Origin of the sequence: Lentilitoribacter sp. Alg239-R112 (genome assembly GCF_900537175.1) — a bacterium.
Lineage (GTDB): Bacteria > Pseudomonadota > Alphaproteobacteria > Rhizobiales > Rhizobiaceae > Lentilitoribacter.
The window spans coordinates 1,860,053-1,885,856 of the sequence record NZ_LS999833.1 but is presented as its reverse complement, the minus strand read 5'-3'; the positions used below and the strand labels follow the sequence as shown (position 1 = coordinate 1,885,856).

Genomic DNA, 25,804 nt, shown 5'->3' with positions numbered 1-25,804 from the left:
TTATTAAACTTAACTTGGTTTGAAGACGGAAGCTTTCAATAAGACTTCGGCTAAAACTGATATTGCTAGTGTTCTGGAGTCTCGTGTGGACGGAATAAGTCCAATGGGACCTTGTAAATTTGCCAACTCTTTACTCGAGGACCCTTGTAAGGTTAGTTCGTTCAATAATGTTTGTCTTGCTCGCTTACTTCCTTGTGCGCCAATGTAAAATGCTGGTGAAGAAAGAATGTTTTTCAGGATTGGGGGTTCCCAGTCATGGTCGTGGAAAAACAGCAAAATTGCGGTCCATTCATCTATCTCAACAGATTTAGGAAACTCAGGTTTAGTGAGATAGAATGTACCGCAGCCAATATTGTTTGCGTATTCAATCATCTGCCTGTCTGGTGATAATAACAGACTGTCGAATGACGCGGTTCGGACAAGGGACGTGAATGTAAGTGCTTCCGGTCCCTTGCCGAATACTAAAAATCGTAATTCAGGTATGATGCGGGCGTGGAAAAATTCTCCATTTCTCTCTGTTTTGGTTTTATCTGAAAATGACAAACTTCCAGTGTCGCAGTTGATTTGTAATGTGGTGGCGGAGCGGTTACGTGTTTTTGTTATAACCTGGCGCAAGATTGCCTGATCTGGCGCGTAGATTAATGTGATCTCTAATGTTCCCCCGCATGGCAGTTGAATATCGATGAATGGTGAGCCGTTGCCATATCGAACTGTTATTGGCTCTCCTTTAGATTTAGCTTGCTCAGCGTGATGTAGAAGATCAGATTCGATACACCCTGATGACAGGGTGCCGACATTTGAATCATCAGCCAAGATGGCCATCATTGCACCCAAAGGCCGATACGATGGCCCTTCGATACTGGTAATGATCGCTAGGGTTCCCGGTTCGTCGGCACTCGATAGTGCTTTGAGCGGATCTATATCTGATACGTAAATCATATGTTGCTTGACCGTAAGAGAATATTGTTTGTTTTAAGAGCTAACTAATTTACCCCAAAAGCCTTTCTTTTCATCTTGGTCATCTTCTGGATCACCGCAAACTACTTTCTCAAAGTTATCAAAGAAGTTTTTAGATAGTTTTTTTGCTGTGCTGGAGACGAGCCGACTGCCCAGTTGAGCTAATTTACCACCAATTTCTGCTTTGGCCATGTATTTTAACATCGTGCCGTCGTCTTGTTCCACCAACTCTACATCGGCCCCACCTTTTGCATAGCCTGCTACCCCGCCATTGCCTTTTCCAACAAGGGAAAATGTGTCTGGCGCGCCGCTACCATCAAGGTTTACTTCGCCGCTGAACTTGGCTTTAACTGGCCCTACCTTTAACACGACTTTAGCTGTAAGTTCGGTATCAGATTCCTTTACAAGTTCTTCGCAGCCAGGAATGCATTGCTTTAAAATCTCTGGATCGTTCAGTGCTGCATACACTACATCTCGGGGTGCATTGATAAAAATTTCGTCTTGAAGTTCCATTTTATTCCTCTAACAACATGGGCCACGCATCAGCAAGAAGGCGTTAATTTCTTCCTGCTCAGGTTGGTCCTCCGTTTCATGATTGGGATTAGTCTTCTGATTTGTAAATTTGTCAGTTACGAACGATATAAAGTTTTTAGGTTCAGGTTTTTCCGCATCTACAATCGCACTCGTTCCCGGCAAAGGAACACGCTTGGCCGAAGTGGCGCGTTTTTTCATTATGATTTCAGCAATAATGGAAAGGGCGATCTCTTCGGGAGTGACTGCTTTTATATCCAACCCCGCAGGTGCCTTTAACTGAGCGAAGGTGTCTTGTGACATACCAGCACTGATTAATTTTTCGCCTAAACGCGCAGCTTTCTTGCGGCTTCCGACAAAGGATATAAATTCAGCAGGGCCAGATAAGGCGGATTTGAGTGCTGCCTCGTCCCCACTTCCTTGAGTTGAGACAACAATAAATCTTTGACCTTTACGTTCTGGAAGTTCGAACCCTTCAATATGGCGGTCGACATTTGTGAATGCATGGTGATCAGCTTGTTTCGTGCAGACTGTGCATGTGTAGCCCATTGGCTTTGCAAGTTGAGCTAGCGCTATGGCGACGGGGCTTGCACCAAAAATCACAAGTTCAGGCTTAGGGCGAACAGCCTCAACAAAGATATCCATCGAGCCTTCGCTTGGACACATATTGGTTGCAAACTTTACACCATCCTTAATTTCACCAGATGTAATTCCTTGTTCGGAGAGAAGGTCTTCCGGTTGCACTGAAACTAGTCTTGGGTTTCCATCATCTAAGGCTTCGCGCGCTGCCTTTAATACCGCAGAACGTGCGCAACCTCCGCCGATCCAACCTTCTGAGATGGTGCCATCACCCATAATAATTGCTTTTGCGCCGGCCTTGGCAGATGTGACTGAAACAGTTCTAACAACTGTTGCCATGGCAAAAGCTTCACCTTTTGACTTCAGTTCCGATATGACATCAAGAATATCGGTTGGCGCATTTTTCACCATTGTCATATTCTCTCCAATTCAGGTTCAAGAGCGGCCAAATCATTGAGTGTCGTGGCTGCGGCAAAAAGATCGAGATAAGGTAAAGCTGCTGCCATGCCTTTAGCTATGGGTTCGTAATCTTTCCAACCCTTAAGCGGGTTAAGCCATATGATTTTGCAACCACGCTTTTTTAACCGCTTTAGTTGTTCAGAAATTATATTGGGCGGGTCGGTGTCATACCCATCGGATAAAATGATCACGACAGATCTCCCATTGACCTGATTTGCAGCATATTGTTCGTTAAATCTACGCAGATTTATGCCAATCTTGGTGCCGCCGCCAAAGCCTTGAGCCATCATAGACAGCCGGTTAATTGCGCGGAATGTATCTCCATCACGTAAAGCGTATGAAATTCGAACGAGTTGAGTATGAAATAGATATGCGTCCGTGTTTTGATCGGCACTCATTAGCCCCTTCAGAAAAGCCAGAAACACACGGGAATAAACAGTCATGGAACCGGAAACGTCTAGAAGCGCGACAATATGTTGAGGCCGACTGGGTTTGTTACGTTTTAGCAACCATAAGGGTTCGCCTCCTGTGGACACGCTTCTTCGGATGATTTTACGCAGATCGAGGTCAGCACCTTTTTGCGCGGCGCAACGGCGACGTGATCGGCGGTAGCGCATCGCTTTTGCCAAATCTTCAGCTACTTTCTCTGCGTGAATTAAGTCTTTAGGTTTCATAAACTCGCGAAGGTCAGTTTTCTCAATATTGGCAAATTTTGATGAGATTAATTTGCCATTTCCTGATTGACTAGCTTCGCCAGTGCGATCATCATCTGGCAAATCTTGTTCGCCGGTTGAGCTGGTATCACCAACAGGTTCAAATGGGTTTTTGCTAGTTCGACAATTTTTTTTCTCAGGTGCATGTTCAGTCTGTCGATCACGGTCATGAGTGCGACCTTTGTTCATCCAGTATGCTTTGAAAAGATCGTCAAATTTGGCGAACCGATCAGCATTATTTGCGCAGATTGATTTGAGTGCGAGCCTTGTTTCGTGAATATTGGCAAGATTAATGTGGCGCAGAGCAAGAAGTCCAGCTTCTGTTTCAGCAACACCAACATTGATGCCATTAAAACGTAGATGAGCCATGAAGTCTGTCATGCGTTCAGCTATATTATGCACTCTTTCTGGAAATTGAGTCACTGGCATTATGCTACCTTTCCCAATAGTCGCTCCGCAACCTCTGACGGAATGGCAGCTTGGTCTGATTGTGTTTTTAGCAAGCAAACGAGCGTTGCTTGCAGTGTAGCCGGATCATCAGATAAATCATTAATCCCCAAACCGGAAATAGCTGCTGCCCAATCTAGCATCTCGGCAATGCCAGGCTTTTTTTCCAACTCTTCTTTTCGTATTGCTTGAACAAATCCAACGATCTGTTTGGCAAGTTGTGTATTTAATCCTGGATCGCGCTTATTTAAGATGGCTAATTCAGTTTGTAGATCGGGATATTCGACAAATGAGTAAATACAACGGCGGCGAAGCGCATCGGATAAATCACGGGCGCCATTGGCTGTTAAAATAACAAGTGGCCGACTAGTTGCGTTGATGGTTCCTAGTTCTGGAATGGAGATTTGGAAGTCTGAGAGTACTTCTAGAAGGTAAGCTTCAAACTCTTCGTCTGCACGATCTACCTCATCGATCAGCAGGACGGGAGGTGTTTCTTGAGAGATTGCTTCTAATAAGGGGCGCCGAAGCAGGTACTTTTCAGAAAATATACGCTCCTCAATATTTTTCTTTTTGTCATTTCCAGTATCTGCACGAATGGCTAGTAATTGTCGCTGATAATTCCATTCATAGATTGCCGAAGCTGAATCTAGTCCCTCATAGCACTGAAGCCTAATCAAGTTTGTGTCTTTTATATCAGCCAGTGTCTTTGCAATTTGCGTTTTGCCGACACCCGCCGAACCTTCAAGCAATAAAGGACGCTCTAACTCAATTGCCAAGTGAAGAGCCATCGCAAGCGCGTCAGAAGCCACATAGTTGTTATCAGCCAACTCGGTTTTTAATTGGGTCCAGGTCATATGTTCACTTTGAAGTTTGCGGCCCAAAAGCTTAGTTTCGGGCCGTTGTCTACTAGTCGTGCAAGCCCAGTTTATTGGCAGTTTGCCAAATGCGCCAATGATCATGAGGCATATTTGTATGTCGCAGTCCAAAGGCTTTGAATGCATCTTGAACAGCATTTGAGAAGCAAGGTACACCACCAACATGAGGGCTTTCGCCAACACCTTTTGCTCCAATCGGGTGATGAGGGCTAGGTGTTACCGTGTGATCTGTCTCATAATTGGGTGTCTCCCAAGCTGTTGGCAAGAAGAAATCCATCAATGAGCCAGTCTTCACGTTCCCCATCTCATCATAGGCAATTTCCTGCCCCAGCGCGACGGCAAGCGCCTCAGTTAAGCCACCATGAACCTGCCCTTCAATGATCATTGGATTGATGCGCGTTCCGCAATCATCCAGAGCATAGAACCGGCGAACGTCTGTTACACCAGTATCAACATCAATATCCATGACACAAACATAGGCGCCAAATGGATAGGTCATGTTAGGCGGGTCGTAATAACTTACAGCTTCCAACCCCGGCTCTAATCCTGGAATGACTTGGTTATAGGACGCATAGGCAATGTCTTTCATCGTTTTGAAACGTTCTGGTGCACCTTTTACAACAAAGCGGTCTACATCCCATTCAAGGTCACCATCATGAACTTCCAGTAAATAGGCGGCTATCATCTGTGCCTTCGCTCGGATTTTACGGCCAGCCATGGCGGCAGCTGCGCCTGCAACGGGTGTAGAGCGCGACCCATAGGTTCCAAGGCCATAAGGTGCGGTGTCAGTGTCTCCTTCTTCAAGTGTAATATCATCCGCGGATAGGCCAATTTCACTGGCTAGGATCTGAGCGAAGGTGGTTGCATGTCCCTGACCCTGGGAGATCGTTCCAAGTCTCGCAATTGCTGAACCTGTTGGGTGAATTCTGATCTCGCATGAATCAAACATGCCCATGCCCAGAATATCACAATTTTTAACGGGGCCGGCGCCAACAATTTCGGTAAAGAACGATAGTCCTATTCCCATCAATTTACGGGTTTCCCCGCGTTTGAACGCCTCAATGCGTTCTGTTTGTTCTGCACGTAAGCTTTTGTAATCAACCGCATCAAGGGCTTTATCCCATGCGGTGTGATAATCACCAGAATCATATTCCCAGCCAAGCGCAGATTGATATGGAAATTGTTCCTTTTTGATAAAATTGATCCGGCGTAAGTCAGCGGAGTCCATGTCTAACTCGATTGCCAAAACTTCTATCATTCGTTCAATGAGATATACTGCTTCCGTTACACGGAATGAGCACCGATAGGATACACCGCCGGGTGCTTTGTTGGTATAGATGCCATCAACAGCTAGATAAGCAGTAGGGATATCATATGACCCAGTACAGATATTCATGAAACCCGCTGGAAACTTAGTTGGGTCAGCACAAGCATCAAATGCACCATGATCAGCAATAACATGAACGTCGAGACCTGTTATTTTCCCCTCTTTTGTGGCGCTAATCTTCCCTTTCATCCAATAATCACGAGCAAATGCGGTTGACGTCAGGTTTTCAATTCTGTCTTCAACCCATTTAACAGGTTTACCTGTCACAATGGATGCGACTATTGAGCAAACATAACCTGGATAAACCCCCACTTTGTTTCCAAATCCGCCGCCAATATCTGGCGATATGACTCTGATGTTGCTTTCGGCAATGCCAGATAAAAGCGATGCGACTGTGCGCACGACATGGGGTGCCTGAAAGGTTCCATAAAGTGTGAGTTTTCCATTTACCTTATCCATGCTGGCAACAGAGCCACAGGTTTCAAGCGGGCAGGGGTGGGTGCGGTGATAATACATTGTTTCTTCAGCCGTCACTTCAGCACTATCGATCACGCTTTGTGTTGCTTCTTTCTCACCAACCTCCCAAGTGAAAATATGATTGGGGTGACGGCGCGGCCCGTGGGCACCTGTTTTCTGATCTGCAATGTCTTCACGTAATATTGGCGCGCCTTCTATCTCTGCCTTGTATGGATCGACCAGTGCAGGCAATTCCTCGTATTCGACTTCAACAAGCTCAACTGCATCCGCCGCTGCATATCGATCATTAGCAACAATGAAGGCAACTTCTTGCCCCTGGAAAAGCACTTTTCCATCAGCAAGCACCATTTGCTTGTCGCCGGCAAGTGTGGGCATCCAGTGGAGATTAAGTGGTCGAAGATCGTCTGCAGTTAGCACGGCGACGACACCGGGTACTGCCATAGCAGCATCCGTGTTTATGTTTTTCACATAAGCATGGGGGTAGGGTGAGCGTACAAAGTCGCCAAAGAGCATGCCAGGCAGCTTTATGTCATCAATGTAATTGCCTTTGCCTTGTGTAAAACGAGCATCTTCAACGCGTTTGCGTGAACAGCCGAGACCATTTAGAGCGGCGGAACGTTCTTCTTTTGGAGGTGTCATCTCATTCATTGTGCTGCCTCCTTTGCGGCATTTAACTCAGCTGCTGCTGCCAAAATCGACTTAACGATATTCTGATAACCGGTACATCGACATAGGTTTCCAGCCATTCCAAACCGAACTTCTTCTTCGGTTGGATCAGGGATTTCTTGCAAAAGTCTATGTGCTCTTGTGATCATGCCGGGAGTGCAAAACCCGCACTGAAGGCCATGATGTTCTTTAAACATCTCCTGTAAGATGTGCAGCTTGTCGGGATTTCCAAGACCTTCAATCGTGGTGATGTCGGAACCATTTGCCTGAGCAGCAAACACAGTGCATGACTTAACTGATTTTCCATCCATATCGACTGTGCAGGCACCGCAATGTGATGTTTCGCAACCGATATGCGGGCCTGTAATGTCAAGTTTTTCACGTAGTACATGGATAAGAAGTTCACGAGGTTCAGCGAGTGTTTCAACATCTTCGCCATTTACTTTCATTTTGATGTGCATTTTTCCCATAATTATCCCCCGGCAGTTTTCTAAGCGCGTTCAATCGCGCGCTTGATGGCACGGAGAATCACGATTTTTGCTGCATGTTTTTTAAATTCAATTGGACCACGATTGTCCTCGCCAGGGTCACAGGTGTTGACTGCTGCAACTGTGGCAGCTTCTAAGACATCGGCACTTAAATCAGAGCCGTTGAGGATTGCTGTTGCTTCCTCGCAATAAATGGGTGTGTCCCCAAGGTTGGTTAATGCTATCGACGCATGGCTACATGTCGCGCCTTTTTTGGTAATCAAAACACCAGCAGCAGCGGTCGCGTAATCGCCAATTTTACGCTTTTGCTTTTCATAGGCATAACCACCAGATGGTGCTGAGAAGGAGATGGATGTTAGAATTTCTTCTTCTTCTCGAGCGGTAAAATATGCAGCCTCATAGAAGTCGCGTGCCGCCACGGTTCGAGAGCCATTTGGCCCTACGAGTGTATAGGTGGCGTCTAGGCATTGCATGAGGCCTGGCATATCATTTCCCGGGTCACCGTTGGCAACATTGCCGCCGATTGTGCCAACATATCTAACTTGCGGATCTGCAATTTGAAGTGCAGCTTCGACAATGATTGGTGCGGCTTTTGCGAGCTCTTTGCTGGCTATCATTTCATGTTGAGTTGTTGTGGCGCCTACCGTTACAATATTGCCGGCAATGTTGATGCCTTTCAGCTCGCTAATCGCCTGTAGATCAACCAGATGTGAAAGATCAGCCATCCGCAATTTCATCATGGGGATCAAACTGTGCCCACCTGCGATAACCCGCGCTTCGTCGCCATGTTCTACGATAATTTTAATCGCGTCATCGATAGAATTTGGGCGATGGTATTCAAATGCTGCTGGTATCATTAGTTCCTCCATCTAATTGATAGAGCAACATAGGATGAGATTTTTATCTATTGCATTCGCATATATTCGAAATGCGGAGCACTGCGCACGAGATGCGAAAAAAATTCATGAGATGCGAATTCTGATTACTATTAGAGCGCCAACTTCTCACGAACTTCCACGAGTTTGGAGCGACTAACTGGAACTTTTTCAAACGAGCTAAAAGCAGCAAAAAGCAGAAACCCATTGTCTTTTGTGCGCTCGAAGCTGCTTATGTGAACTGGATTAACCAAATAGCTGCGATGGGTTTGTAAAAAACCTTGATCGGATAGTCGCTTTGTTGTTTGTGAAATGCTCCATGGGCAAAAGTGTTTTTCATTGACTGAGTACAAAATTGTGTAGTGACCTTCAGCGCGCACGGCAGCCACGTCTTTGGCATCTATAAAATAGGTACTGTTGTTTTTTTCATACGGTATTTTAAACGGTTTTGGTGTCGCTAGCTGGTTCGTTTTGATGGCTTTTTGCTCATGTTGGCCTTGTGTGTGAGGAACGTCTTCGTTCGTTTTTTTTTCAATTGTACCAACTTCTTTTGTGACATTCGCGGGGAGTAGGCTAACACTCATGAGTAAGAATGATCCGCTTATTACAAAGCTTGAAATAGCTACTCCCATAGCCAAGAATTCGTTGCTTAGCCATGTGTTTGGTACTGATAAATCTTCGAGACTGTTGAAACTTGTACCCATCATTGCAACAAAATGTACGGTGAAAACCGCAATGCCAAATAAGACCGTACCGGCTATGATGTTCTTGTTACGTCTTTCACTATAGGAGATAAATACCATGCTGACGCTGAGAATAGTTGATGTAACAATAGCTACGAAAATACCGATGATGGAATATTGAGGTTGCACTAACCGAATGCCATACATTCCAAGATAGTGCATGACGAGAATGCCCAAACCAACAATCATACCGGCGGCTAGTTTGGTCTTTGTTGTTCTTGGTATAAAGTGCAAAATAATAAGTGCTATACCAACCACCAAAATAGCAACCAATGCGGATGCAAGGGTAATAAGCGCATCATAGAAAAAAGGTGCGGATAACTTCATTCCTAACATCGCGATGAAATGCATAGACCAAATTCCAGTTCCCATTGAAATTGCGGCCATAACAAGAATACGTTTTCGCTCTAGTATAGCTAGATTTGACGCGCCTTGCATGAGACTAAGACCTGTGAAGCCCGCCATCATAGCAACGAGTAAAGATGCGAAAATTAGTCCGTGATTATGTGTCATTTCGAGCAAATGCTCTTCTCCCAATAAAATAACATCTCCATTATATATTGATGACTTCCCAACTTGGTCAACGTTCTTCGCTCGAATTACGAAATTTGAGGTCGCGGCAATTGAGTTTAGATATCAATAGCGTACTTCACCTGATTGAGAATTTTGTGACAGATAGGTTTGTTGCCTGAATTTGTTCAGACGTAGATGAGAGCTTACATTGGACCGGATAGCTCCAGATAAAACGGAGTGGTTTTTCTGATTCTCTAAATTCATAGATAAATCATTAATGAGTCACTGCGGTTTTGGACTCAAGCCTAGACTTTAAATTCCCGGGTTCTTTTGTGAAGAAAACATTTATTACTTTGGCAGGCATATTGCATGCGCGCGGCGTTAACAGATGATCATATGCTACAAGAAAATTGCGAATGATTTAAAGCTGATCAAACGCTTCTCGCTGAGTAGGATATTACAACTCCCAATCGCGGTGCTCCGATATGCTTGTAAATACATTTAGTGCAATTCCAATATCTACACTAAATGTCTAAATGACCCCTAGGCGAACCGCTTTTGCGATCATCTGCATGCGGTTTACAGCGTTAAGTTTGCGACAAACGGCAGAAACATGTTTATCTACTGTACTTTCCGTAATGGAAAGGATTGCGCCAATCTCATTGCTGGTTTTTCCTTTTGCGACCCACTTTATACATTCAAGCTCGCGCGAAGTCAGTTCGAAATCTGGTTTGCTACACAACATCATAATTCTAACTATTTTTTCCATAAAGTGAGCGGCCATCATAGATTTGCGGATGGCTTCATTTGTTGGTGTTGCTCGGATCGGGGTTTCGCCAAATCCGATAAGGCATAAATTGCCGTCTGGCTGAATAGATGGGATCGTAACTTCGAAATCATCCTGTAATGTACTGAATATATTGAAGATTAAATCGCATAATCCAACTAATTTGATGTTATTACAATCGACCAGAACCCATTTGCTTGGAGCAGTTGCTGAATTCATCTCTTTTAAAACAGTAAAGTAATTGACATTGCTTCCAGTGTTGCCCGCTTCGCGATTTGGGTAGATGCTACCAAATGGAATAAGCGCTGCAATGTTGCTATCATTTCCACTTGTGTCGAATAACTTTATGTTATGAAGTGGATAATCTCGCATCAATTCATGCATGTAGCTATAAATGTCCGATCCGGTTTCAATCAGAAACGGGACGTCACGCTGCAGGTTTGTGTGCACGGGGGAATTCATAATTTATCTCAAATTTTAGGGAGTAGTTTCGAGACGGCTAGCTTTATTTCCTCTATAGTACTAGGTAAAGTTACAGAGTTTACAGTAAAATGGATGCAATATTCGAACTTAATCTGTGATTATTATGTGTTCGTTATCCGCAATTTCACCCGGCATAAATTTGGTGTTAGTTGACTCATTTGTTTATGCCTGTGTATTTATTATGAAGTAATTCTTTGAGGTGCCGCTTAATAGCGGTCTAGGCGCATGGAATCGTTTACAGATGATGAAATTGAAGCAGCACTAGAACGAATATTTTCCTCCGGTGTATTCAAATCATCTCCAAAATTGAGGCAATTTCTACGCTATATTGTTACGCAAAAAATCAACGGTCAAGATGACCAGTTAAAAGCATATTCCATTGCGATTGATGTGTACAAATATCCCACTGATTTTGACCCTCAAAATGATCCTATTATTCGCGTTCAGGCGCGCAGACTAAGATCTGCATTGAAGGAATATTATCTACAAGAGGGTGCAAGTGAGCATCTGAAGATATCAGTTCCGCTTGGTAGCTATCGGCCCGTATTCTCAAAGAACTTGGATCTGTATGAAAAAAAACAACTGAAGTTGATTTCGCAGGATAAGGAGAGGTTCACAAAATTAAAACAGCGTTACATATTGGCGGGTTTATTGGTTTGTTTAATGATAATTGGCCTGTGCATTGGTTGGATTTTGGGCGGGGCAGAGGGTCCCAATACCGACGATCATGACCCGGGTACAATTACCGTTGTAATAAGAGAAGAAAACGGCAACCTTTCATATGGCAAAGACAAAGAAGATGTGAAGTTTTTTTCGAGAAATATACAATCGTCGCTGGTTCGAAATTCGGCATTATCCATCATTTTACCCGAAGAGTTATTGTCTGATAAAGATGCAAATGGTGCTGATAATGAAGTAGACTTCATTATCAATATAAGAGGCCTGCAATCAGATTTTGTAAGATATATTGCGATTGAGTTGGCAGATGGCCATACCGGCAGACTTCACTGGACAAAAGCGCATAGAATATTTGATGTAAATGACAATACTATATTACAGATTGTTACTGAATTGAGCTCGCGTATTTTAGGAGCGTCGGTTCAAGCGTTGGATGGACGTGACCCAAGAACGCTTACAGCATCGCAGCTGTTTGTGCTTGCAACATGGATTCCCGGCCCTGCAAAAAGTACATTAACTTGGGAGAAAGAGCGCATTGATTTGGCCCGCTTGGCCTTGGAAAAAGATCCGGATTTCGGTCCAGCTTATTCTGTTTTGGCGGACAAATTGGCTTACCTTGCAGCCGTAGATGGCGCTTCCGATACAAAAGAATTTGTTGATGAAGCCAGGGTAAGTGCGACGCGCGCGCTAGAATTAAGCGCTGGAGATGGAAACGCGCTTTTCAATGTCGCTCAGCACTATTGGCATTTAGGACAACTTGACGATTCTATTGCGATGATGAAGCGGGTTCTCGAAGTTGATCCAAGTCATGGATTTGCGCGTTTTTTCTCTATTGTCCTTCCTTACACATGCTCTATGGCTCCCGATAAGGTTTTGGATGAAGTTGTAGATTTTGATCAGTCTCTTGATTCTGATAACCCTGCTCGTTGGGTTACGCTAACTTGGTTGGGTTGGCTACATCTTAACCGGGAAGAATATGAGGCAGCTTTGAAAGCTGAGGAACAGTCTGCGCAAATTTTCCAAATTCCTTATACAATCATGCGTCGCGCCGCCATTTTGAATTTATTGGATCGCCCTGAAGAAGCGATGGATTTGTTAGAAAGTCAGAAGTCTAACTGGCCAAATTTGGATCCAACGCATTTCGCAAAGATAACTTTCCCTAGGCTTTGTTCGGAACGTGAAAACTCTGGGAAGATAATAGGCTTCTACGAAGAGTTGCAGAAGTTAGTGAATAATTATGTAGACAGATAAATGCTGGATAAAGAGTCTACTTCAAGACGGCTCTAATGAAATTTCAGATTTAAGTAAGTGTAATCTGGTTTAAACAAAACTGCGGTTATGAAAATTTCCTAAAAAATCGTGTCTTATCAAACATCGTTTCAAGTTCTTCCATACGACCTTTGGTTTCACCCCAAAAAGTTTCTTGAACCTGCGCTATAATAATTTCTGCAATAAGCATACAGGTTACATTTGAATCCCAAGCCGAGGGTACAACAATACGGCTGCTAAAGCTGAATTCAGTATGTTGGCCGATAGGTGACTGCCATTGATCTGTAAACAGGATAATCTGCGCGCCTTTCTCTCGTGCCATTTCAGCCAGTTTTAGTGTGCTGTTTTCATATCTGCGAATGTCAAAAATAACGACAATGTCACCTTCATCTATGTCGAGAAGATAGTGCGGCCAGGCATTTGAACTCGAACTGATATGCGTAACGTTTTTCCTGATAACTTGCATATGTAGGAAAAAATAATCCGCCAGCGTACGGGTTACTCGCCCGCCAACGACAAAGATTTTTCTCTTTGGGTCGCTTAATAAGGCGCAGGTTGCATCAAATTTTGCAGTATCGATGTCGCCCAGAGATTGGCTTATATTATCGATTACAGCTTCTGTAAAACGGTTGAGTACGTGTCCTTCGGGCGCATCATTTGCCCATCGCTCACGTTTCGCGATAGGGCCGGAAATTTTTTCATCCAATTCAATGCGTAAATTGGCCTGAAAATCTGGAAAGCCGGAAAATCCAAGTTTCTGTACAAGGCGCGCAACTGTAGGTGTGGAAACCTCGGCGGCATGAGCAACTTTTGTAATGCTCCCAAGACCCGAAACCGGATAATTTTTAAGTATCGAATCTGAGAGCTGGCGCTCCGCACGTGTTAACCCTCCGGCCATATCTCTTAATTTTTCTGCAATTGTTTTTGGTGTCACTGGGTACCTCTTACTCAGCGAGTATAGTCATATAAATTTGGAATGAGAAGAAAATTTAAGAACAAATATTGACAAACTGATTTGAATTGAAGAGAATTTAACAGAATTGCAATTCTGATATGTGATAAATTTAAGGTAATCCGGTTAATGAGCGAAGAAATTGTTGATCATATCCGTAATAATTCGCAGGCTCCGGTCTTCTTTGTGTGTGAACACGCAAGTTCCTTTATCCCTGAATGTTTCAACGAACTCGGGCTTGTCGATCCAGCGCGTAGCAGTCACATTGCATGGGATCCAGGAGCAGAAGCGGTAACTCGTATACTGGCCGATCGATTTAATGCACCAGCTGTGATTAATCGTATTTCACGCTTAGTCTATGATTGCAATCGTCCGCCGGATGCGATTGATGCGGTTCCGCAAAAAAGCGAAATATTTGAAGTTCCGGGAAACAAAAATCTTTCTGGCGCTCAAATCACAAATCGCGTTGAGAACTATTATTTACCGTTTAAACGTACTTTAGAAAAAGCCATCGAAGAACATCAAGTCGCTCCAATGTTGGTGACTATTCATAGTTTTACGCCAGTTTATAATGGTCAGAAACGAGACGTTGAAATTGGCCTGCTGCATGATGATGATTCTCGTGTCGTTGATGCGATGTTAAATTCCATTGCAGGCTATCAAGAGTTCAATATTAGGCGAAATGAACCATATGGACCCAGTGACGGTGTAACTCATACCATTCGATTACATGGTGTTGAAAAAGGTTTGCTCAATGTCATGATTGAAGTGCGAAATGACCTGTTGACGTGTCACAAGGATTGCACATCAATAGCCGATACTTTGGAAAGCCTTATATCGGCTGCTCTTGGCCAGCTGGCAAAAGATAAAACGACGAAAGCGGTGGTTTTATGAGTTTTGCAAGATCATATATCCGCGTTGTCGATGCTGTGAACTATCGCATTGGTCGCATTATGATGTATGGTATTTTTGTTATGATCGCCATTTTGATGTGGTCATCAATTTCCAAGACTTTTTTTCTGCCATCTCTCTGGACTCTTGAAATTGCCCAATTTGCTATGGTGACTTACTACATTCTGGGCGGGCCATATTCAATCCAGATGGGCTCTAATGTTAGAATGGATTTGTTCTACGGCGAATGGTCAACAAAGAAGAAAGCTCAAGTCGATGCGATAACGGTTTTATTCCTGATGTTGTATCTGGGTGTGTTGCTTTATGGCGGTTTGGGATCAATGGCTTATTCACTCGGCCATTATAGCGACGAACCGATGCAATTTTTGGCCGGGCTGTTAATCGGACAGGAAGATGTTGGGCGTTTAGAGCGCTCACCGACGGCTTGGCGACCATATTTATGGCCAATCAAACTGATCATGTGCGTTGGAATTTTTCTAATGCTGCTTCAAGCCATATCAGAACTCTTAAAAGATATAATCAAGCTGCGTGAGGCAAAATCTAATGTCGTATGAGATGATTGCCCTCTTCATGTTTGCATCTATGATGTTGATGCTTTTTACCGGTCAACGCGTGTTTGGTGCAATTGGCGCTGTGGGTGCTATTGCCGCTTTAGCTCTGTGGGGGACTGGCGGTTCTGATATTGCATTCTCATCAGCCATGAAGCTCATGAAATGGTATCCGCTCCTCACTCTGCCGATGTTCATATTCATGGGATATGTTTTATCAGAATCTAAAATCGCTGATGATCTATACAAGATGTTTCATGTCTGGATGGGACCTGTTAGGGGCGGGCTAGCGATTGGCACAATTGGGTTGATGATCCTGATTTCAGCAATGAATGGATTATCGGTTGCAGGCATGGCAATTGGTGCCACGATAGCCCTGCCAGAATTACTTAAGCGCGGATATGATAAACGCATGGTCACAGGTGTCATACAGGCAGGGTCATCACTTGGTATTCTTGTGCCGCCTTCTGTCGTGCTTGTTCTTTATGCTATGATCGCTCGCCAACCTGTGGGTCAGCTATGGTTAGCAGGGGTGTTCCCTGGTTTGATGATGGCCGCAATGTTCATGATTTACATCTATATTCGTTGTCGCATACAGCCAGAACTTGGTCCTGCGCTTAGTGAGGATGAAAGAGATAATCTGTCTTTTGGCGAAAAAATGAAGCTCCTACGCGCGGGTTTGCTGCCGCTGTTCATTTTTGCGGTGATGATGGTTCCGTTTGTAAAAGGCTGGACTTCGTTGGTCGAAAGCTCCGCAGTGGGCGCAAGTACGGCCTTTTTAGCTGCTGTTTTAAAAGGTCGCATGAACCGAAAAGTCTTTGAGGTTTCTGTTCGTCAAACGCTTGCAATTTCATGCATGTTTATGTGGATTATTTTGGCGGCGCTTGGTTTTGGCGCGGTATTTGATGGTCTTGGTGCCGTTAAGGCAATTGAGACATTATTCACTGACCAACTTGGACTAAATCCGTGGGTTATTCTAATTCTGATGCAGCTTTCATTCCTGGTGATGGGAACTTTCTTGGATGATACGGCGATGCTGGTAATCGTTGCTCCACTTTATGTGCCTCTGGTTCAGGCGTTGGGTTTTGATCTTGTTTGGTATGGCGTGCTTTACACGATCACGACCCAGATCGCTTATATGACGCCACCATTTGGTTACAATTTATTCTTGATGCGTGCCATGGCACCACCAGAAATCACACTTAGAGATATTTATGGCTCCATTGCACCATTTGTTTTGGTTATGCTGTTCGCTTTGACTTTGGTCATCGTGTTTCCGCAAATAGCAATGTGGCTGCCAGAACAGGTTTATGGAAAATAATAAGAACTTCTAAAATGAAGCCAAACCGGTTGGGAACAACCACAACAAGGAGAAATGAAATGACGACTTCAAGACGGACCTTTATTAAGGGAGCTGCCATTGCAGCGCCAGCAGCTGCATTGGCAACGCCAGCTCTTGCGCAATCTAAGATCAAATGGCGATTACAAACTTATGCAGGTGCTGCACTTGCAGAACATGTGATAAAACCTGCGATAGACAGCTTTAACAAAATTGCTGGCGACGAGATGGAAATTGAACTGTTCTATGCAGATCAGCTCGTACCAACAGGTGAATTATTCCGTGCGATGCAAAAGGGCACTATTGATGCGGTGCAATCTGATGATGATTCAATGGCATCGCCAACGGAAGTGACAGTGTTCGGTGGTTATTTTCCATTTGGAAGCCGCTATTCGCTAGATGTTCCAGTTCTATTTAATCAATATGGTTTGGGCGAGATTTGGGATCAGGAATATTCAGCAGTTGGTGTGAAGCACATTTCAGCTGGTGCTTGGGACCCATGTCACTTCGCTACCAAAAAACCAATTAATTCACTCGAGGATTTGAAAGGACTGCGCGTCTTTACATTCCCAACGGCGGGTCGGTTCCTGTCCCAATTTGGCGTCATCCCCGTCACGCTACCTTGGGAAGATATTGAAACTGCCGTGCAAACTGGCGAGCTTGATGGTGTTGCGTGGTCAGGTATCACCGAAGATTACACGGTCGGCTGGGCTGATGTGACGGACTACTTCCTAACCAACAATATTTCTGGTGCATGGGCTGGTTCATTCTTTGCCAATATGGATCGTTGGAATGAGTTACCTCCACATCTTCAAGAACTGTTCAAAGTCTGTACAGATCAAAGCCATTACTATCGTCAGTGGTGGTATTGGGGTGGTGAAGCAGACCTTCGCGTGAATGGCACAAAGATGAAGCTTACAACTATTCCAGATGAAGAGTGGGCACCAGTAGAAGCTGCTGCTGTTAAATTCTGGGATGAAATTGCTGCAGAATCTGAAACAAAAGCAAAAGTGGTTGAAATCTTCCGCAAATATAATTCGGATATGCAAAAAGCTGGCCGTCCTTATAGATAGGCAATGTCCTAGCATAAATCAAAAGAAGAACAGCCGCTCGAAAACGGGCGTCTGTTTGCATCAAGTTTTAAAGGATTGACTGAAATGCCCGGAACCATATCATTTGACGAACTCATAAAATTGGCAGAAGATGGTACAATTGACACCGTTCTGACTTGTCTTGTTGATATGCAGGGCCGGTTAATGGGCAAACGTTTTCACGTATCCAATTTTTTGGAAAGCGCCTATAAAGAAACCCATTGCTGTAACTATCTGTTGGCAACAGATTTGGAAATGGCAACGCCGGATGGTTATGCCTCCACCAGTTGGGAAACTGGTTATGGCGATTATGTCATGAAGCCTGATCTATCATCCATTCGCATTGTTCCATGGTTGGAAGGTACAGCACTTGTGCTGTGTGATGTGCTTGATCACCATACGCATGAGGAAATTCCGCATTCACCTCGCGCTGTTTTAAAGCGTCAGGTTGAACGACTTTCTGCACTGGGTTTTGAGGCTAAAACTGCAACCGAACTTGAGTTCTTTTTGTTTGAAAAGAGCTTCGATGATATTCGTAAGTCCGGGTTCAAGGATCTTGAGCCGATCAGCGGATATAATGAAGATTATCATATTCTGCAAACCACGAAGGAAGAGGGCATTATGCGCCCGTTGCGTAATCATCTGGTTGCTGCTGGTATTCCTGTAGAAAACACCAAAGGTGAGGCGGAGGCAGGCCAAGAGGAATTAAACATTCGATATGGGCTTGCAATGGAGTGTGCTGAATATCATACGATAGCAAAACACGCTGTCAAAGAGATCGCCTGGCAGCAGGGTAGGGCAGCCACCTTCTTGCCAAAATGGCACCATGATAAAGTTGGTTCATCTTCTCATATACATCAATCTTTATGGACAAAGGATGGTGAAAGTGCGTTTTTTGACAAAGATAAAAAATACGGAATGTCTGACATCATGCGCCACTATGTTGCTGGACTTTTAACCCACGCAAGCGATGCAACATACTTTTTAGCTCCCTATATTAACTCCTATAAACGTTTTGCGCCGGGCACTTTTGCGCCGACAAAGATCACCTGGTCTGTCGATAACAGAACTTCTGCCTTTCGTCTTTGCGGTGAGGGGACATTAGGAGTTCGGATTGAATGTCGTATTGGTGGTTCGGATTTAAACCCTTATCTTGCGATAGCTGCGCAACTCGCTGCGGGCATAAAGGGTATTGAAGACAAACTCGAACTTGCGCCGCCAAGCGATGGTGATGTGTATAAAAGCGAAAAACTGGAAGATATCCCGACCTCATTACGGGCGGCGGCTGAAATGTTGCGGAATTCCAAAATGTTGCGTGAAGCGATGGGTGATGACGTTATTGATCACTATGTTCGTGCGGCCACTTGGGAGCAAGAAGAATTTGATAGAGTTGTAACTGATTATGAAGTTGCACGTGGTTTTGAAAGGTCGTAACCAACAGTGTCTAAACTACTAAAATGTATATCCCCCATTGATGGGTCCATCTACGCGGAGCGTCCAGTTCTAAACGCATCAGAGGCTTCGCATGCCGTTGCCGTTGCAAAACAAGCGCAAATTGATTGGGCGAAACGCCCGTTACAGGAACGTATAGATCTCGTGATGGCTGGCGTTGCCGCTATTGGTAAGATGAATGATGAAATCATAACCGAGCTTGCATGGCAAATGGGACGTCCTGTTCGTTACGGCGGTGAGTTTGGCGGCTTTAACGAGCGTGCAAGCTATATGGCTGATATCGCTCATGATGCTCTTGCTGATGTATCAATTTCCAACGATGATAATTTTGCGCGTTACATTAAGAGAGTTCCGCATGGTTTAGTACTTGTTGTTGCGCCATGGAACTATCCATATATGACCGCCATAAATACCGTTGCTCCGGCGCTCATTGCGGGCAATGCTGTTTTACTAAAGCATGCAACGCAAACTCTATTGGTGGGTGAGCGCATGGCGAAAGCCTTTCTGGAAGCGGGGCTGCCGCAGGGGCTATTTCAAAATGTATTCCTTGATCATCAAACAACAAGTGATCTCATTGCTGCTAAAAATTTTGGTTTTGTAAATTTCACTGGATCTGTCGGTGGTGGCAAAGCTATGGAGCAAGCAGCTGCGGGCACATTTACAGGGCTTGGGTTGGAGCTTGGCGGTAAAGACCCGGGCTATGTCATGGAAGATGCTGATCTTGATGCGGCCGTTGAGACGCTGATCGATGGTGCCATGTTTAATTCAGGCCAATGCTGTTGTGGAATTGAGCGTATCTATGTGGCTGAAAGCCTGTTCGATCGTTTCGTAGAGAAAGCCGTTTCGATCGTATCGAATTATAAGCTTGGCAATCCACTTGAGGCTGAAACAACAATTGGGCCTATGGCACACAAGCGGTTTGCAGATGAAGTACGTGCGCAAATAGATGAAGCGATTTCTGCTGGCGCCAAAGCTCACATCGATAGGTTCGCCGAGGATGATGGTGGTGCTTATCTTTCTCCGCAAATCCTGACTAATGTGAGCCATAACATGCGCGTAATGCGTGATGAGTCATTCGGTCCCGTTGTTGGAATTATGCCGGTTCGTGACGATGATGAAGCTATAAAATTGATGAACGATAGTGATTTCGGTTTGACTGCATCTTTGTGGACAAAGGATGTTGATCGCGCGCAACGTATCGGTGATCAAATCGAAACTGGTACTATTTTCATGAACAGATGTGATTACCTCGATCCGGCTCTATGTTGGACTGGTTGCAAGGATACCGGACGCGGCGGCGGCCTTTCAATTATCGGTTATCATAATCTAACACGCCCAAAATCATACCACCTTAAGAAAGCTAATTAAATGCAACTCGTTGGAAACTGGTCATACCCTACAGCAATGAAATTTGGCGTTGGTCGAATTTCGGAAATTGCAGATGCTTGTATTCAATCTGGAATGAAGAAGCCACTTCTTGTTACGGATCGCGGATTAGCAAGTATGGATATCACAAAACGTACACTTGATATTCTTGAGGCAAGCGGTCTGGGACGGGGGATGTTCTCCGAGGTTGATCCCAATCCGACAGATAACAATGCCGAAGAAGGTGTTCGTATTTATCGTGAAGGTGGCTATGATGGAGTAGTCGCATTTGGTGGCGGATCTGGCCTGGATTTAGCTAAAGTTATAGCGCTCATGGCAGGTCAGACACGACCATTATGGGATTTTGAAGATGTGGATGATTGGTGGACGCGAGCCGATGCCGATGCAATTGCTCCAATTGTTGCCGTCCCTACAACAGCTGGTACCGGTTCTGAAGTAGGACGCGCCAGCATCATCACAAAATCTGATAGCCAAGAGAAGAAAATTATCTTTCACCCCAAATTGCTTCCAACTGTTGTGATTTGTGATCCGGAACTTACCGTTGGAATGCCCCAGTTTTTGACTGCTGGAACCGGACTTGACGCGTTTGCCCATTGCGTGGAGGCTTATTCTAGCCCCCATTACCATCCAATGAGCCAGGGGATAGCGCTTGAAGGAATGCGTCTGGTTAAAGAATATTTACCACGTGCTTATGCTGATGGTACAGACATTGAGGCGCGCGCGCATATGATGTCTGCTGCTGCAATGGGAGCCACAGCATTTCAAAAAGGTTTAGGCGCTATCCATGCGTTGAGCCATCCAATTGGCGCGATCTACCATACACATCATGGCACAACCAATGCAGTTTGCATGCCTGCTGTTTTGCAGTTTAATAAAGATGCTATCGAAGAACGTTTTAATTCGGCTGCAGCATATCTAGATATTGAAGGCGGGTTTAGTGGTTTCTGCACCTATGTGGATGATCTCAATGCTTCAATGAAAATTCCGAAAACCCTGTCTGAACTTGGAATTGAAAATCCAGATATGGATCGGCTCGTAAAAGGTGCTTTGGCTGACCCAAGTACCGGCGGAAATCCGATCGAAATGAACGAGCAGAATACGCGTAAACTTCTTGAAGAGCTTGTTTGATAAGCTGTGGCTAACCTTCTAGAGACGCTTCACTTGAGGGCATGGGTTATTATCGTTCTATAGTTCATGCTTCCAAGGTGGATTTGCACCTGCTCGAGAAACAGTAATGCTTGCGACCTTGTTGGCTAGATGGACTGCTTTTTCTAGATCGTCTTGCCCAATGGATACAAGCTTGTCTTTACGGAGAAGGTTTGCACGTTTAAGCCCTGATAATAAACCAGCATTAAATGTGTCACCAGCACCGACCGTATCAACTATTGTAGTTTTGATTGCGGGTGAATTGAAATGATAGTTCTTCGTGTAGACGTCTGCGCCATCACCTCCGCGTGTAATAATTACAATTGAGGCGGAGGCAGAAAGCCATTGATCTATTTGAGACCTTTCATTTGAAGTTTCCGCAATCCATGCCAAGTCTTCATCGGAGACTTTTATGATGTCGGAAGCTTCTGCCATGCGTTTTATTCGCGCCCGATGTTTCTCAGCATCCTTTATGAAGCTTATTCGGATATTGGGATCGAGAGAAATGACATGGGAGGGAGCTTGTTTGAGTAATAATGTTTCGTAAGTAGAACCACATGGTTCGGGGATCAAACTGATGGCTCCGAAATGAAGCGCCTCAACATCAGCACTTATTGTCGGTAAGTCTTGTTGGGAGATGTTGCGCCCTGCGCTTTGTTCATCAAAGAAAGAATACTTGGCATTTCCGTCTGTCAGCTTAACAAATGCAAGTGTGGTAGGCTGGTCATTTCGTATACAATAGCTTTCGGAAACATGCGATGCGTTTAAAGCCTCGACAAGCTGTGTGCCAAACATGTCTGTCGATATTCCGGAGATGAAACCGACGTCTTCGCCCAAACGACCAAGAGCAATGGCTGTATTGAATATGGCGCCACCCGGGACAGGTAGGAATACATCCTCGCTAGAGGTTAACTTTCTTGGAAGCATGTCAATTAATGCCTCTCCGCAACAGACGATCATTATTTTATCCTGATAGCTAGTTTAAAGTTTCGGCCCGCCTTTGCAATCAAACAGATAGATGTTCCAAAACTTGATCTCGAAATAAGAAGTTCATTTTTCTCTTCAGGCAGATAAAAACATATACCTCTAAATGTTGTGTCGGTTCAAGTGAGTGTTATCGTGTTGCAATAATAGGTTATGTAATTTGCAGTATTCGTCTAAGTTTGAATATTTGATGCGCTTAATTTTTTCTCTCGGAACCATATTAAAAGACCAGCTATGATGATGATGAACGCACCAGTAATTGTCCACATGTCGGGGACTTCGTCAAATACAAAGAAGCTCCAAGTTGTTACATACAAAATGAACACATACCCAAATGGCATGAGCAGATTAGGTGGGGCGTGCGCTATAGCTTTTGTGAAGAATTGATGCCCGGCCCATGCAAATACGCCCAAACTAAACATAACTAACCACTCAAAGTTGGATACAGGTGTTTGCCAATCTAGAATTGCAAATGGTAGGATCGCAATTGTTCCAATAAGCCCGGTCCAAAATTGCATCGTATTTGCCGGAACGGTACCGGACAATTTGCGTGTTATGATTGAGTAGAGCGCATAAGCAAATGCTCCGCTCAAAGATACAAGCACGGCCCAGTGAAAACTTTCGTCAAAAGGTCTGATAGCTATTAATATTCCGATGAAACCCAAACCAATTGCCATCCATCGGAATTTTCCTACTCGTTCCCTAAGGAGAGGCCAAGACAACGCGCAGATGATAATTGGTGAGGAAAACAGAATTGTTGATGTAAGAGAGAGTGATAGATAGCGAATTGCAAAGAAGTTCGCGATGGTTGCAAACATAATGCAAAGCGCTCGCAAAATGACTAGAAATTGTTTTTCGCATCTTATGACATTCCAATCGAAACCTTCTTTAGCGAAGAGCCCCAACGAAATTGCAAAATGTCCTACATATCGCATGAATGCGATCTGCAATGCAGACATCCCTAAGATGGCAAGCCATTTTGCTCCGGTGTCAACAAAGGAAAAGAGAAAATTTGCGATCAGGATCATTATGATGCCGACGAGTGGCCCACCTGCAGCAAATTTTTTCGAAATATTATTCATTTATGCCAATCGCTTTTTGATATCCAAGGGACTGGTTACATCTGCATTACTGAAATGCGAAGTGTCGGCGGAACGCTTTATCCATTCGACGAGACGGAGCGCTTCTAAACCGTCACGACCGCTACAGATTGGTTTTTTTGCCGTGCCGCGTATTAACTCCACAAAGTGTGATAGCTGGTCATAAAGTGGATCTACTTGGCTCACTTGCTGAGTTTGTGATTTAAGCTTACGGGACCAGTCTCCAATTCCGTTTTCGCTATCTGTCCAAATGTTTAGGTTTGGAAAATCGAAAGCCCCCTCAGTACAGCCAATTCTCCATGAGGAAATACCAGTTTCGGCAATGTTTGGGTTTTCACCACACGCGCCCTCAAAACTCCAAGGGGTAAGCGCAGTATCGCTCAAAACAACCGTCGCAATTACGCCTGTTTCAAACGTCAATATAATTGCAGCCGTATCTTCTACACTTTGTTTGCGCTGCCTATTTGATGTTGTGGCCTGAACATTAATAACTTTACCAAATATATAGAGGAGCAGATCTGCCTCATGGATAAAGTTTATTAAAAGTGGACCGCCGTCTGATTTGGTTCGCCAAACTCCCTGTTTGAAGTAAGAATCTGGTTTCCGTACCGCCCAAATTATGGACGCTAAAATAGGTCGCCCAAGTTTATTTTTTTCTATGATGTCCTTAGCTCGAGTTGAAAAATGATGATATCGACGGTGATGACCGATTAACAACGGAATGTTCTGATTTTCAAATGCTACAGCTAATTTCTCCGCATTTTCGACGGTGTCTGCGATTGGTTTTTCGATCAGGCAAGGCAAACCCATTTCAAGGCATTGGAGGCCTGACTTTAGATGGTCTGAATTAGGGGTTGCTATGACAACTGCATCGCAAATGTTGGGTGCAATGTCTGTCAGAGAATTGAAATGCTCACAATTCAATTCAGCGGCTAATGTGCTTTTTTTGGGGTCTGGATCAATAATAGCTGCGAGCTCCACATCTGGATGCGCCTCAGCAAGTCGCGCATGGCGCTCCCCAATTAATCCCGCACCCATGATCGCAATTCGGACGGCCTGCGTTTTATTGATTACATTATGCACAATAGGGACTATCAGAATTCCAGCGATGCTGAGGGATATGGTCGGCGTGTGCTAGTTTGTGACGTGTATCTTCCCACATTTTTTTCCAAACCTTCCAGTCCTTTAATTCTGTTTTTGGATTGTTTTTTGAACGTGCAACAAAACTAGGGAATTGGCTACGCCCGGTTGGTTGTCCTGTTACATTATATCGAAGATCAAACGACCACCTATATCCATCGCTGTTATTTGCCAATGAAGAATGTGGTGTAAGAGGGTGAAAAATCACAGCTCCACCAGCCTTAACAGGCGTAGGTGTTGTTTTGCCGGAAGGTATAAATTTATCTGCAATTCCAACTTGCGTTTTTGAGCAATGCGGCAGCATCTGGTCATAATTTCCAGCTGCAACTTGAAGACATCCATTCTCAATTGTTGCGTCTTTAATTGCGAGCCAAACGGTTACAAACTCTGTTTTATCTGCTTCCTGCAACGTAACCCCCATATCTTGGTGCCAATCTGTAGCGATCACGTGTGCTCGGTTTTCAGAATTTGACACCGATTGTTGTGGTGGTTTGATCCGCACATGTTGTATTGGGTTAGATGTAATTTCGGGGCCTATAAGCTTTTCAACCATATCAAGAATATTTTTGTGCGTAGCCATGGCAAACACTGCTGGACCAATATGTATGGGCGTTTTGTCGGTGATATTGGAATGAGGCAGGCTGATATCAAATGGTTGATACCAGTCAAATCCTCCTTGATAGGCACAATCAAGTTTTTCCCAGAAACTCAAATTATCTGGTGTTTTTTCAAGCTTTCCTTCGCGCCACCATGTTTCATATAGTTCATCCATCAACTCGCTATATTCCTGATGAATCGCACGGAGCGTTTTTTGATCCAATAGATCCTCGACAACAAGGTAGCCTTGATTTTTAAATGTTTCGACCTGACTTTCGTTAATCATCGAG

At 44.4% G+C, this 25,804-nt stretch carries 22 protein-coding genes and 1 pseudogene; 8 read left to right on the top strand and 15 right to left on the bottom strand.

The features are described 5' to 3' along the window. Window positions 1–9: 9 nt before the first annotated feature. From G3W54_RS09415 to G3W54_RS09370, 10 genes and pseudogenes are all read right to left on the bottom strand, one after another. Window positions 10–939: an XdhC family protein gene (locus G3W54_RS09415; RefSeq protein ID WP_162652808.1), complete on the bottom strand. Its 930-nt coding sequence runs from the start codon at window positions 937–939 to the stop codon at window positions 10–12. Window positions 940–972: 33 nt separating this feature from the next. Then, window positions 973–1,470: a carbon monoxide dehydrogenase subunit G gene (locus G3W54_RS09410; protein ID WP_162652807.1), complete on the bottom strand. Its 498-nt coding sequence runs from the start codon at window positions 1,468–1,470 to the stop codon at window positions 973–975. Between the two features lie 207 nt (window positions 1,471–1,677). Next, window positions 1,678–2,484, bottom strand: a pseudogene (locus G3W54_RS09405) (XdhC family protein); the annotation flags it as partial. Then, entirely contained in the window at window positions 2,481–3,668 is a 1,188-nt protein-coding gene (locus G3W54_RS09400; protein WP_197742814.1) for a VWA domain-containing protein, read from the bottom strand. The pseudogene G3W54_RS09405 and the gene G3W54_RS09400, both read right to left, overlap by 4 nt. Continuing rightward, window positions 3,668–4,540 (bottom strand): MoxR family ATPase, encoded by an 873-nt coding sequence (locus G3W54_RS09395; protein WP_162652805.1) that lies wholly within the window; start codon window positions 4,538–4,540, stop codon window positions 3,668–3,670. The genes G3W54_RS09400 and G3W54_RS09395 overlap by 1 nt, the downstream gene beginning before the upstream one ends. A 52-nt stretch (window positions 4,541–4,592) precedes the next feature. Further along, complete coding sequence (locus tag G3W54_RS09390) at window positions 4,593–7,013, bottom strand: aerobic carbon-monoxide dehydrogenase large subunit (RefSeq protein ID WP_162652804.1); 2,421 nt, start codon at window positions 7,011–7,013, stop codon at window positions 4,593–4,595. Beyond that, window positions 7,010–7,501, bottom strand: a complete 492-nt coding sequence (locus tag G3W54_RS09385; RefSeq protein WP_174244220.1) for a (2Fe-2S)-binding protein — start codon at window positions 7,499–7,501, stop codon at window positions 7,010–7,012. Before G3W54_RS09385 ends, G3W54_RS09390 begins: the two co-directional genes overlap by 4 nt. A gap of 20 nt (window positions 7,502–7,521) precedes the next feature. Further along, window positions 7,522–8,376 (bottom strand): xanthine dehydrogenase family protein subunit M, encoded by an 855-nt coding sequence (locus tag G3W54_RS09380; protein WP_162652803.1) that lies wholly within the window; start codon window positions 8,374–8,376, stop codon window positions 7,522–7,524. Window positions 8,377–8,507: 131 nt separating this feature from the next. Next, window positions 8,508–9,650, bottom strand: a complete 1,143-nt coding sequence (locus G3W54_RS09375; protein ID WP_210253517.1) for an MHYT domain-containing protein — start codon at window positions 9,648–9,650, stop codon at window positions 8,508–8,510. A 532-nt stretch (window positions 9,651–10,182) separates the two neighbouring features. After that, entirely contained in the window at window positions 10,183–10,899 is a 717-nt protein-coding gene (locus G3W54_RS09370; RefSeq protein WP_162652801.1) for a helix-turn-helix transcriptional regulator, read from the bottom strand. A gap of 246 nt (window positions 10,900–11,145) precedes the next feature. On the opposite strand from G3W54_RS09370, the gene G3W54_RS09365 reads away from it, so the two are divergent. Then, window positions 11,146–12,849 carry a hypothetical protein gene (locus tag G3W54_RS09365; RefSeq protein WP_162652800.1) on the top strand — a complete coding sequence of 568 codons (1,704 nt, stop codon included), beginning with the start codon at window positions 11,146–11,148 and terminating at the stop codon, window positions 12,847–12,849. A gap of 85 nt (window positions 12,850–12,934) precedes the next feature. Here the strand turns inward: G3W54_RS09365 and G3W54_RS09360 are convergent, their stop codons facing one another. Continuing rightward, a complete protein-coding gene (locus tag G3W54_RS09360) occupies window positions 12,935–13,801 on the bottom strand; it encodes a MurR/RpiR family transcriptional regulator (protein ID WP_162652799.1) in 867 nt (288 codons plus the stop codon). Between the two features lie 147 nt (window positions 13,802–13,948). Between G3W54_RS09360 and G3W54_RS09355 the strand changes: the two genes are divergently transcribed. The 7 genes from G3W54_RS09355 to G3W54_RS09325 all read left to right on the top strand — a co-directional run bounded on the left by G3W54_RS09355 (window position 13,949) and on the right by G3W54_RS09325 (window position 21,675). Continuing rightward, the gene (locus G3W54_RS09355) at window positions 13,949–14,713 is read left to right on the top strand and encodes an N-formylglutamate amidohydrolase (RefSeq protein ID WP_162652798.1); all 765 of its coding nucleotides are present in this window, start codon (window positions 13,949–13,951) and stop codon (window positions 14,711–14,713) included. Then, on the top strand, window positions 14,710–15,285 hold the full coding sequence (locus G3W54_RS09350; RefSeq protein ID WP_162652797.1) for a TRAP transporter small permease subunit: 576 nt from the start codon (window positions 14,710–14,712) through the stop codon (window positions 15,283–15,285). Before G3W54_RS09355 ends, G3W54_RS09350 begins: the two co-directional genes overlap by 4 nt. Continuing rightward, window positions 15,275–16,600 carry a TRAP transporter large permease subunit gene (locus G3W54_RS09345; protein ID WP_162652796.1) on the top strand — a complete coding sequence of 442 codons (1,326 nt, stop codon included), beginning with the start codon at window positions 15,275–15,277 and terminating at the stop codon, window positions 16,598–16,600. The genes G3W54_RS09350 and G3W54_RS09345 overlap by 11 nt, the downstream gene beginning before the upstream one ends. A 59-nt stretch (window positions 16,601–16,659) precedes the next feature. Next, a complete protein-coding gene (locus G3W54_RS09340; RefSeq protein ID WP_162652795.1) occupies window positions 16,660–17,691 on the top strand; it encodes a TRAP transporter substrate-binding protein in 1,032 nt (343 codons plus the stop codon). Window positions 17,692–17,775: 84 nt separating this feature from the next. Further along, complete coding sequence (locus G3W54_RS09335) at window positions 17,776–19,143, top strand: glutamine synthetase family protein (RefSeq protein WP_162652794.1); 1,368 nt, start codon at window positions 17,776–17,778, stop codon at window positions 19,141–19,143. 6 nt (window positions 19,144–19,149) lie between these two features. Then, the gene (locus G3W54_RS09330; protein WP_162652793.1) at window positions 19,150–20,529 is read left to right on the top strand and encodes an aldehyde dehydrogenase family protein; all 1,380 of its coding nucleotides are present in this window, start codon (window positions 19,150–19,152) and stop codon (window positions 20,527–20,529) included. Beyond that, a complete protein-coding gene (locus G3W54_RS09325; protein WP_162652792.1) occupies window positions 20,530–21,675 on the top strand; it encodes an iron-containing alcohol dehydrogenase in 1,146 nt (381 codons plus the stop codon). Window positions 21,676–21,732: 57 nt separating this feature from the next. On the opposite strand, the gene G3W54_RS09320 is transcribed toward G3W54_RS09325, so the two are convergent. The 4 genes from G3W54_RS09320 to G3W54_RS09305 all read right to left on the bottom strand — a co-directional run bounded on the left by G3W54_RS09320 (window position 21,733) and on the right by G3W54_RS09305 (window position 25,800). Further along, window positions 21,733–22,653, bottom strand: a complete 921-nt coding sequence (locus tag G3W54_RS09320) for a carbohydrate kinase (RefSeq protein ID WP_162652791.1) — start codon at window positions 22,651–22,653, stop codon at window positions 21,733–21,735. Window positions 22,654–22,850: 197 nt separating this feature from the next. After that, the gene (locus G3W54_RS09315; protein ID WP_162652790.1) at window positions 22,851–23,759 is read right to left on the bottom strand and encodes a DMT family transporter; all 909 of its coding nucleotides are present in this window, start codon (window positions 23,757–23,759) and stop codon (window positions 22,851–22,853) included. Further along, complete coding sequence (locus G3W54_RS09310; RefSeq protein ID WP_162652789.1) at window positions 23,760–24,860, bottom strand: Gfo/Idh/MocA family oxidoreductase; 1,101 nt, start codon at window positions 24,858–24,860, stop codon at window positions 23,760–23,762. Next, a complete protein-coding gene (locus G3W54_RS09305; RefSeq protein WP_162652788.1) occupies window positions 24,853–25,800 on the bottom strand; it encodes a phytanoyl-CoA dioxygenase family protein in 948 nt (315 codons plus the stop codon). Before G3W54_RS09305 ends, G3W54_RS09310 begins: the two co-directional genes overlap by 8 nt. Window positions 25,801–25,804: the final 4 nt, after the last annotated feature.

Coding starts and splice junctions, on each gene's coding strand:
- G3W54_RS09415 (WP_162652808.1), bottom strand. CDS start 939: ATGATTTACGTATCAGATATAGATCCGCTCAAAGCACTATCGAGTGCC.
- G3W54_RS09410 (WP_162652807.1), bottom strand. CDS start 1,470: ATGGAACTTCAAGACGAAATTTTTATCAATGCACCCCGAGATGTAGTG.
- G3W54_RS09400 (WP_197742814.1), bottom strand. CDS start 3,668: ATGCCAGTGACTCAATTTCCAGAAAGAGTGCATAATATAGCTGAACGC.
- G3W54_RS09395 (WP_162652805.1), bottom strand. CDS start 4,540: ATGACCTGGACCCAATTAAAAACCGAGTTGGCTGATAACAACTATGTG.
- G3W54_RS09390 (WP_162652804.1), bottom strand. CDS start 7,013: ATGAATGAGATGACACCTCCAAAAGAAGAACGTTCCGCCGCTCTAAAT.
- G3W54_RS09385 (WP_174244220.1), bottom strand. CDS start 7,501: ATGGGAAAAATGCACATCAAAATGAAAGTAAATGGCGAAGATGTTGAA.
- G3W54_RS09380 (WP_162652803.1), bottom strand. CDS start 8,376: ATGATACCAGCAGCATTTGAATACCATCGCCCAAATTCTATCGATGAC.
- G3W54_RS09375 (WP_210253517.1), bottom strand. CDS start 9,650: ATGACACATAATCACGGACTAATTTTCGCATCTTTACTCGTTGCTATG.
- G3W54_RS09370 (WP_162652801.1), bottom strand. CDS start 10,899: ATGAATTCCCCCGTGCACACAAACCTGCAGCGTGACGTCCCGTTTCTG.
- G3W54_RS09365 (WP_162652800.1), top strand. CDS start 11,146: ATGGAATCGTTTACAGATGATGAAATTGAAGCAGCACTAGAACGAATA.
- G3W54_RS09355 (WP_162652798.1), top strand. CDS start 13,949: ATGAGCGAAGAAATTGTTGATCATATCCGTAATAATTCGCAGGCTCCG.
- G3W54_RS09350 (WP_162652797.1), top strand. CDS start 14,710: ATGAGTTTTGCAAGATCATATATCCGCGTTGTCGATGCTGTGAACTAT.
- G3W54_RS09345 (WP_162652796.1), top strand. CDS start 15,275: ATGTCGTATGAGATGATTGCCCTCTTCATGTTTGCATCTATGATGTTG.
- G3W54_RS09340 (WP_162652795.1), top strand. CDS start 16,660: ATGACGACTTCAAGACGGACCTTTATTAAGGGAGCTGCCATTGCAGCG.
- G3W54_RS09335 (WP_162652794.1), top strand. CDS start 17,776: ATGCCCGGAACCATATCATTTGACGAACTCATAAAATTGGCAGAAGAT.
- G3W54_RS09325 (WP_162652792.1), top strand. CDS start 20,530: ATGCAACTCGTTGGAAACTGGTCATACCCTACAGCAATGAAATTTGGC.
- G3W54_RS09320 (WP_162652791.1), bottom strand. CDS start 22,653: ATGATCGTCTGTTGCGGAGAGGCATTAATTGACATGCTTCCAAGAAAG.
- G3W54_RS09315 (WP_162652790.1), bottom strand. CDS start 23,759: ATGAATAATATTTCGAAAAAATTTGCTGCAGGTGGGCCACTCGTCGGC.
- G3W54_RS09305 (WP_162652788.1), bottom strand. CDS start 25,800: ATGATTAACGAAAGTCAGGTCGAAACATTTAAAAATCAAGGCTACCTT.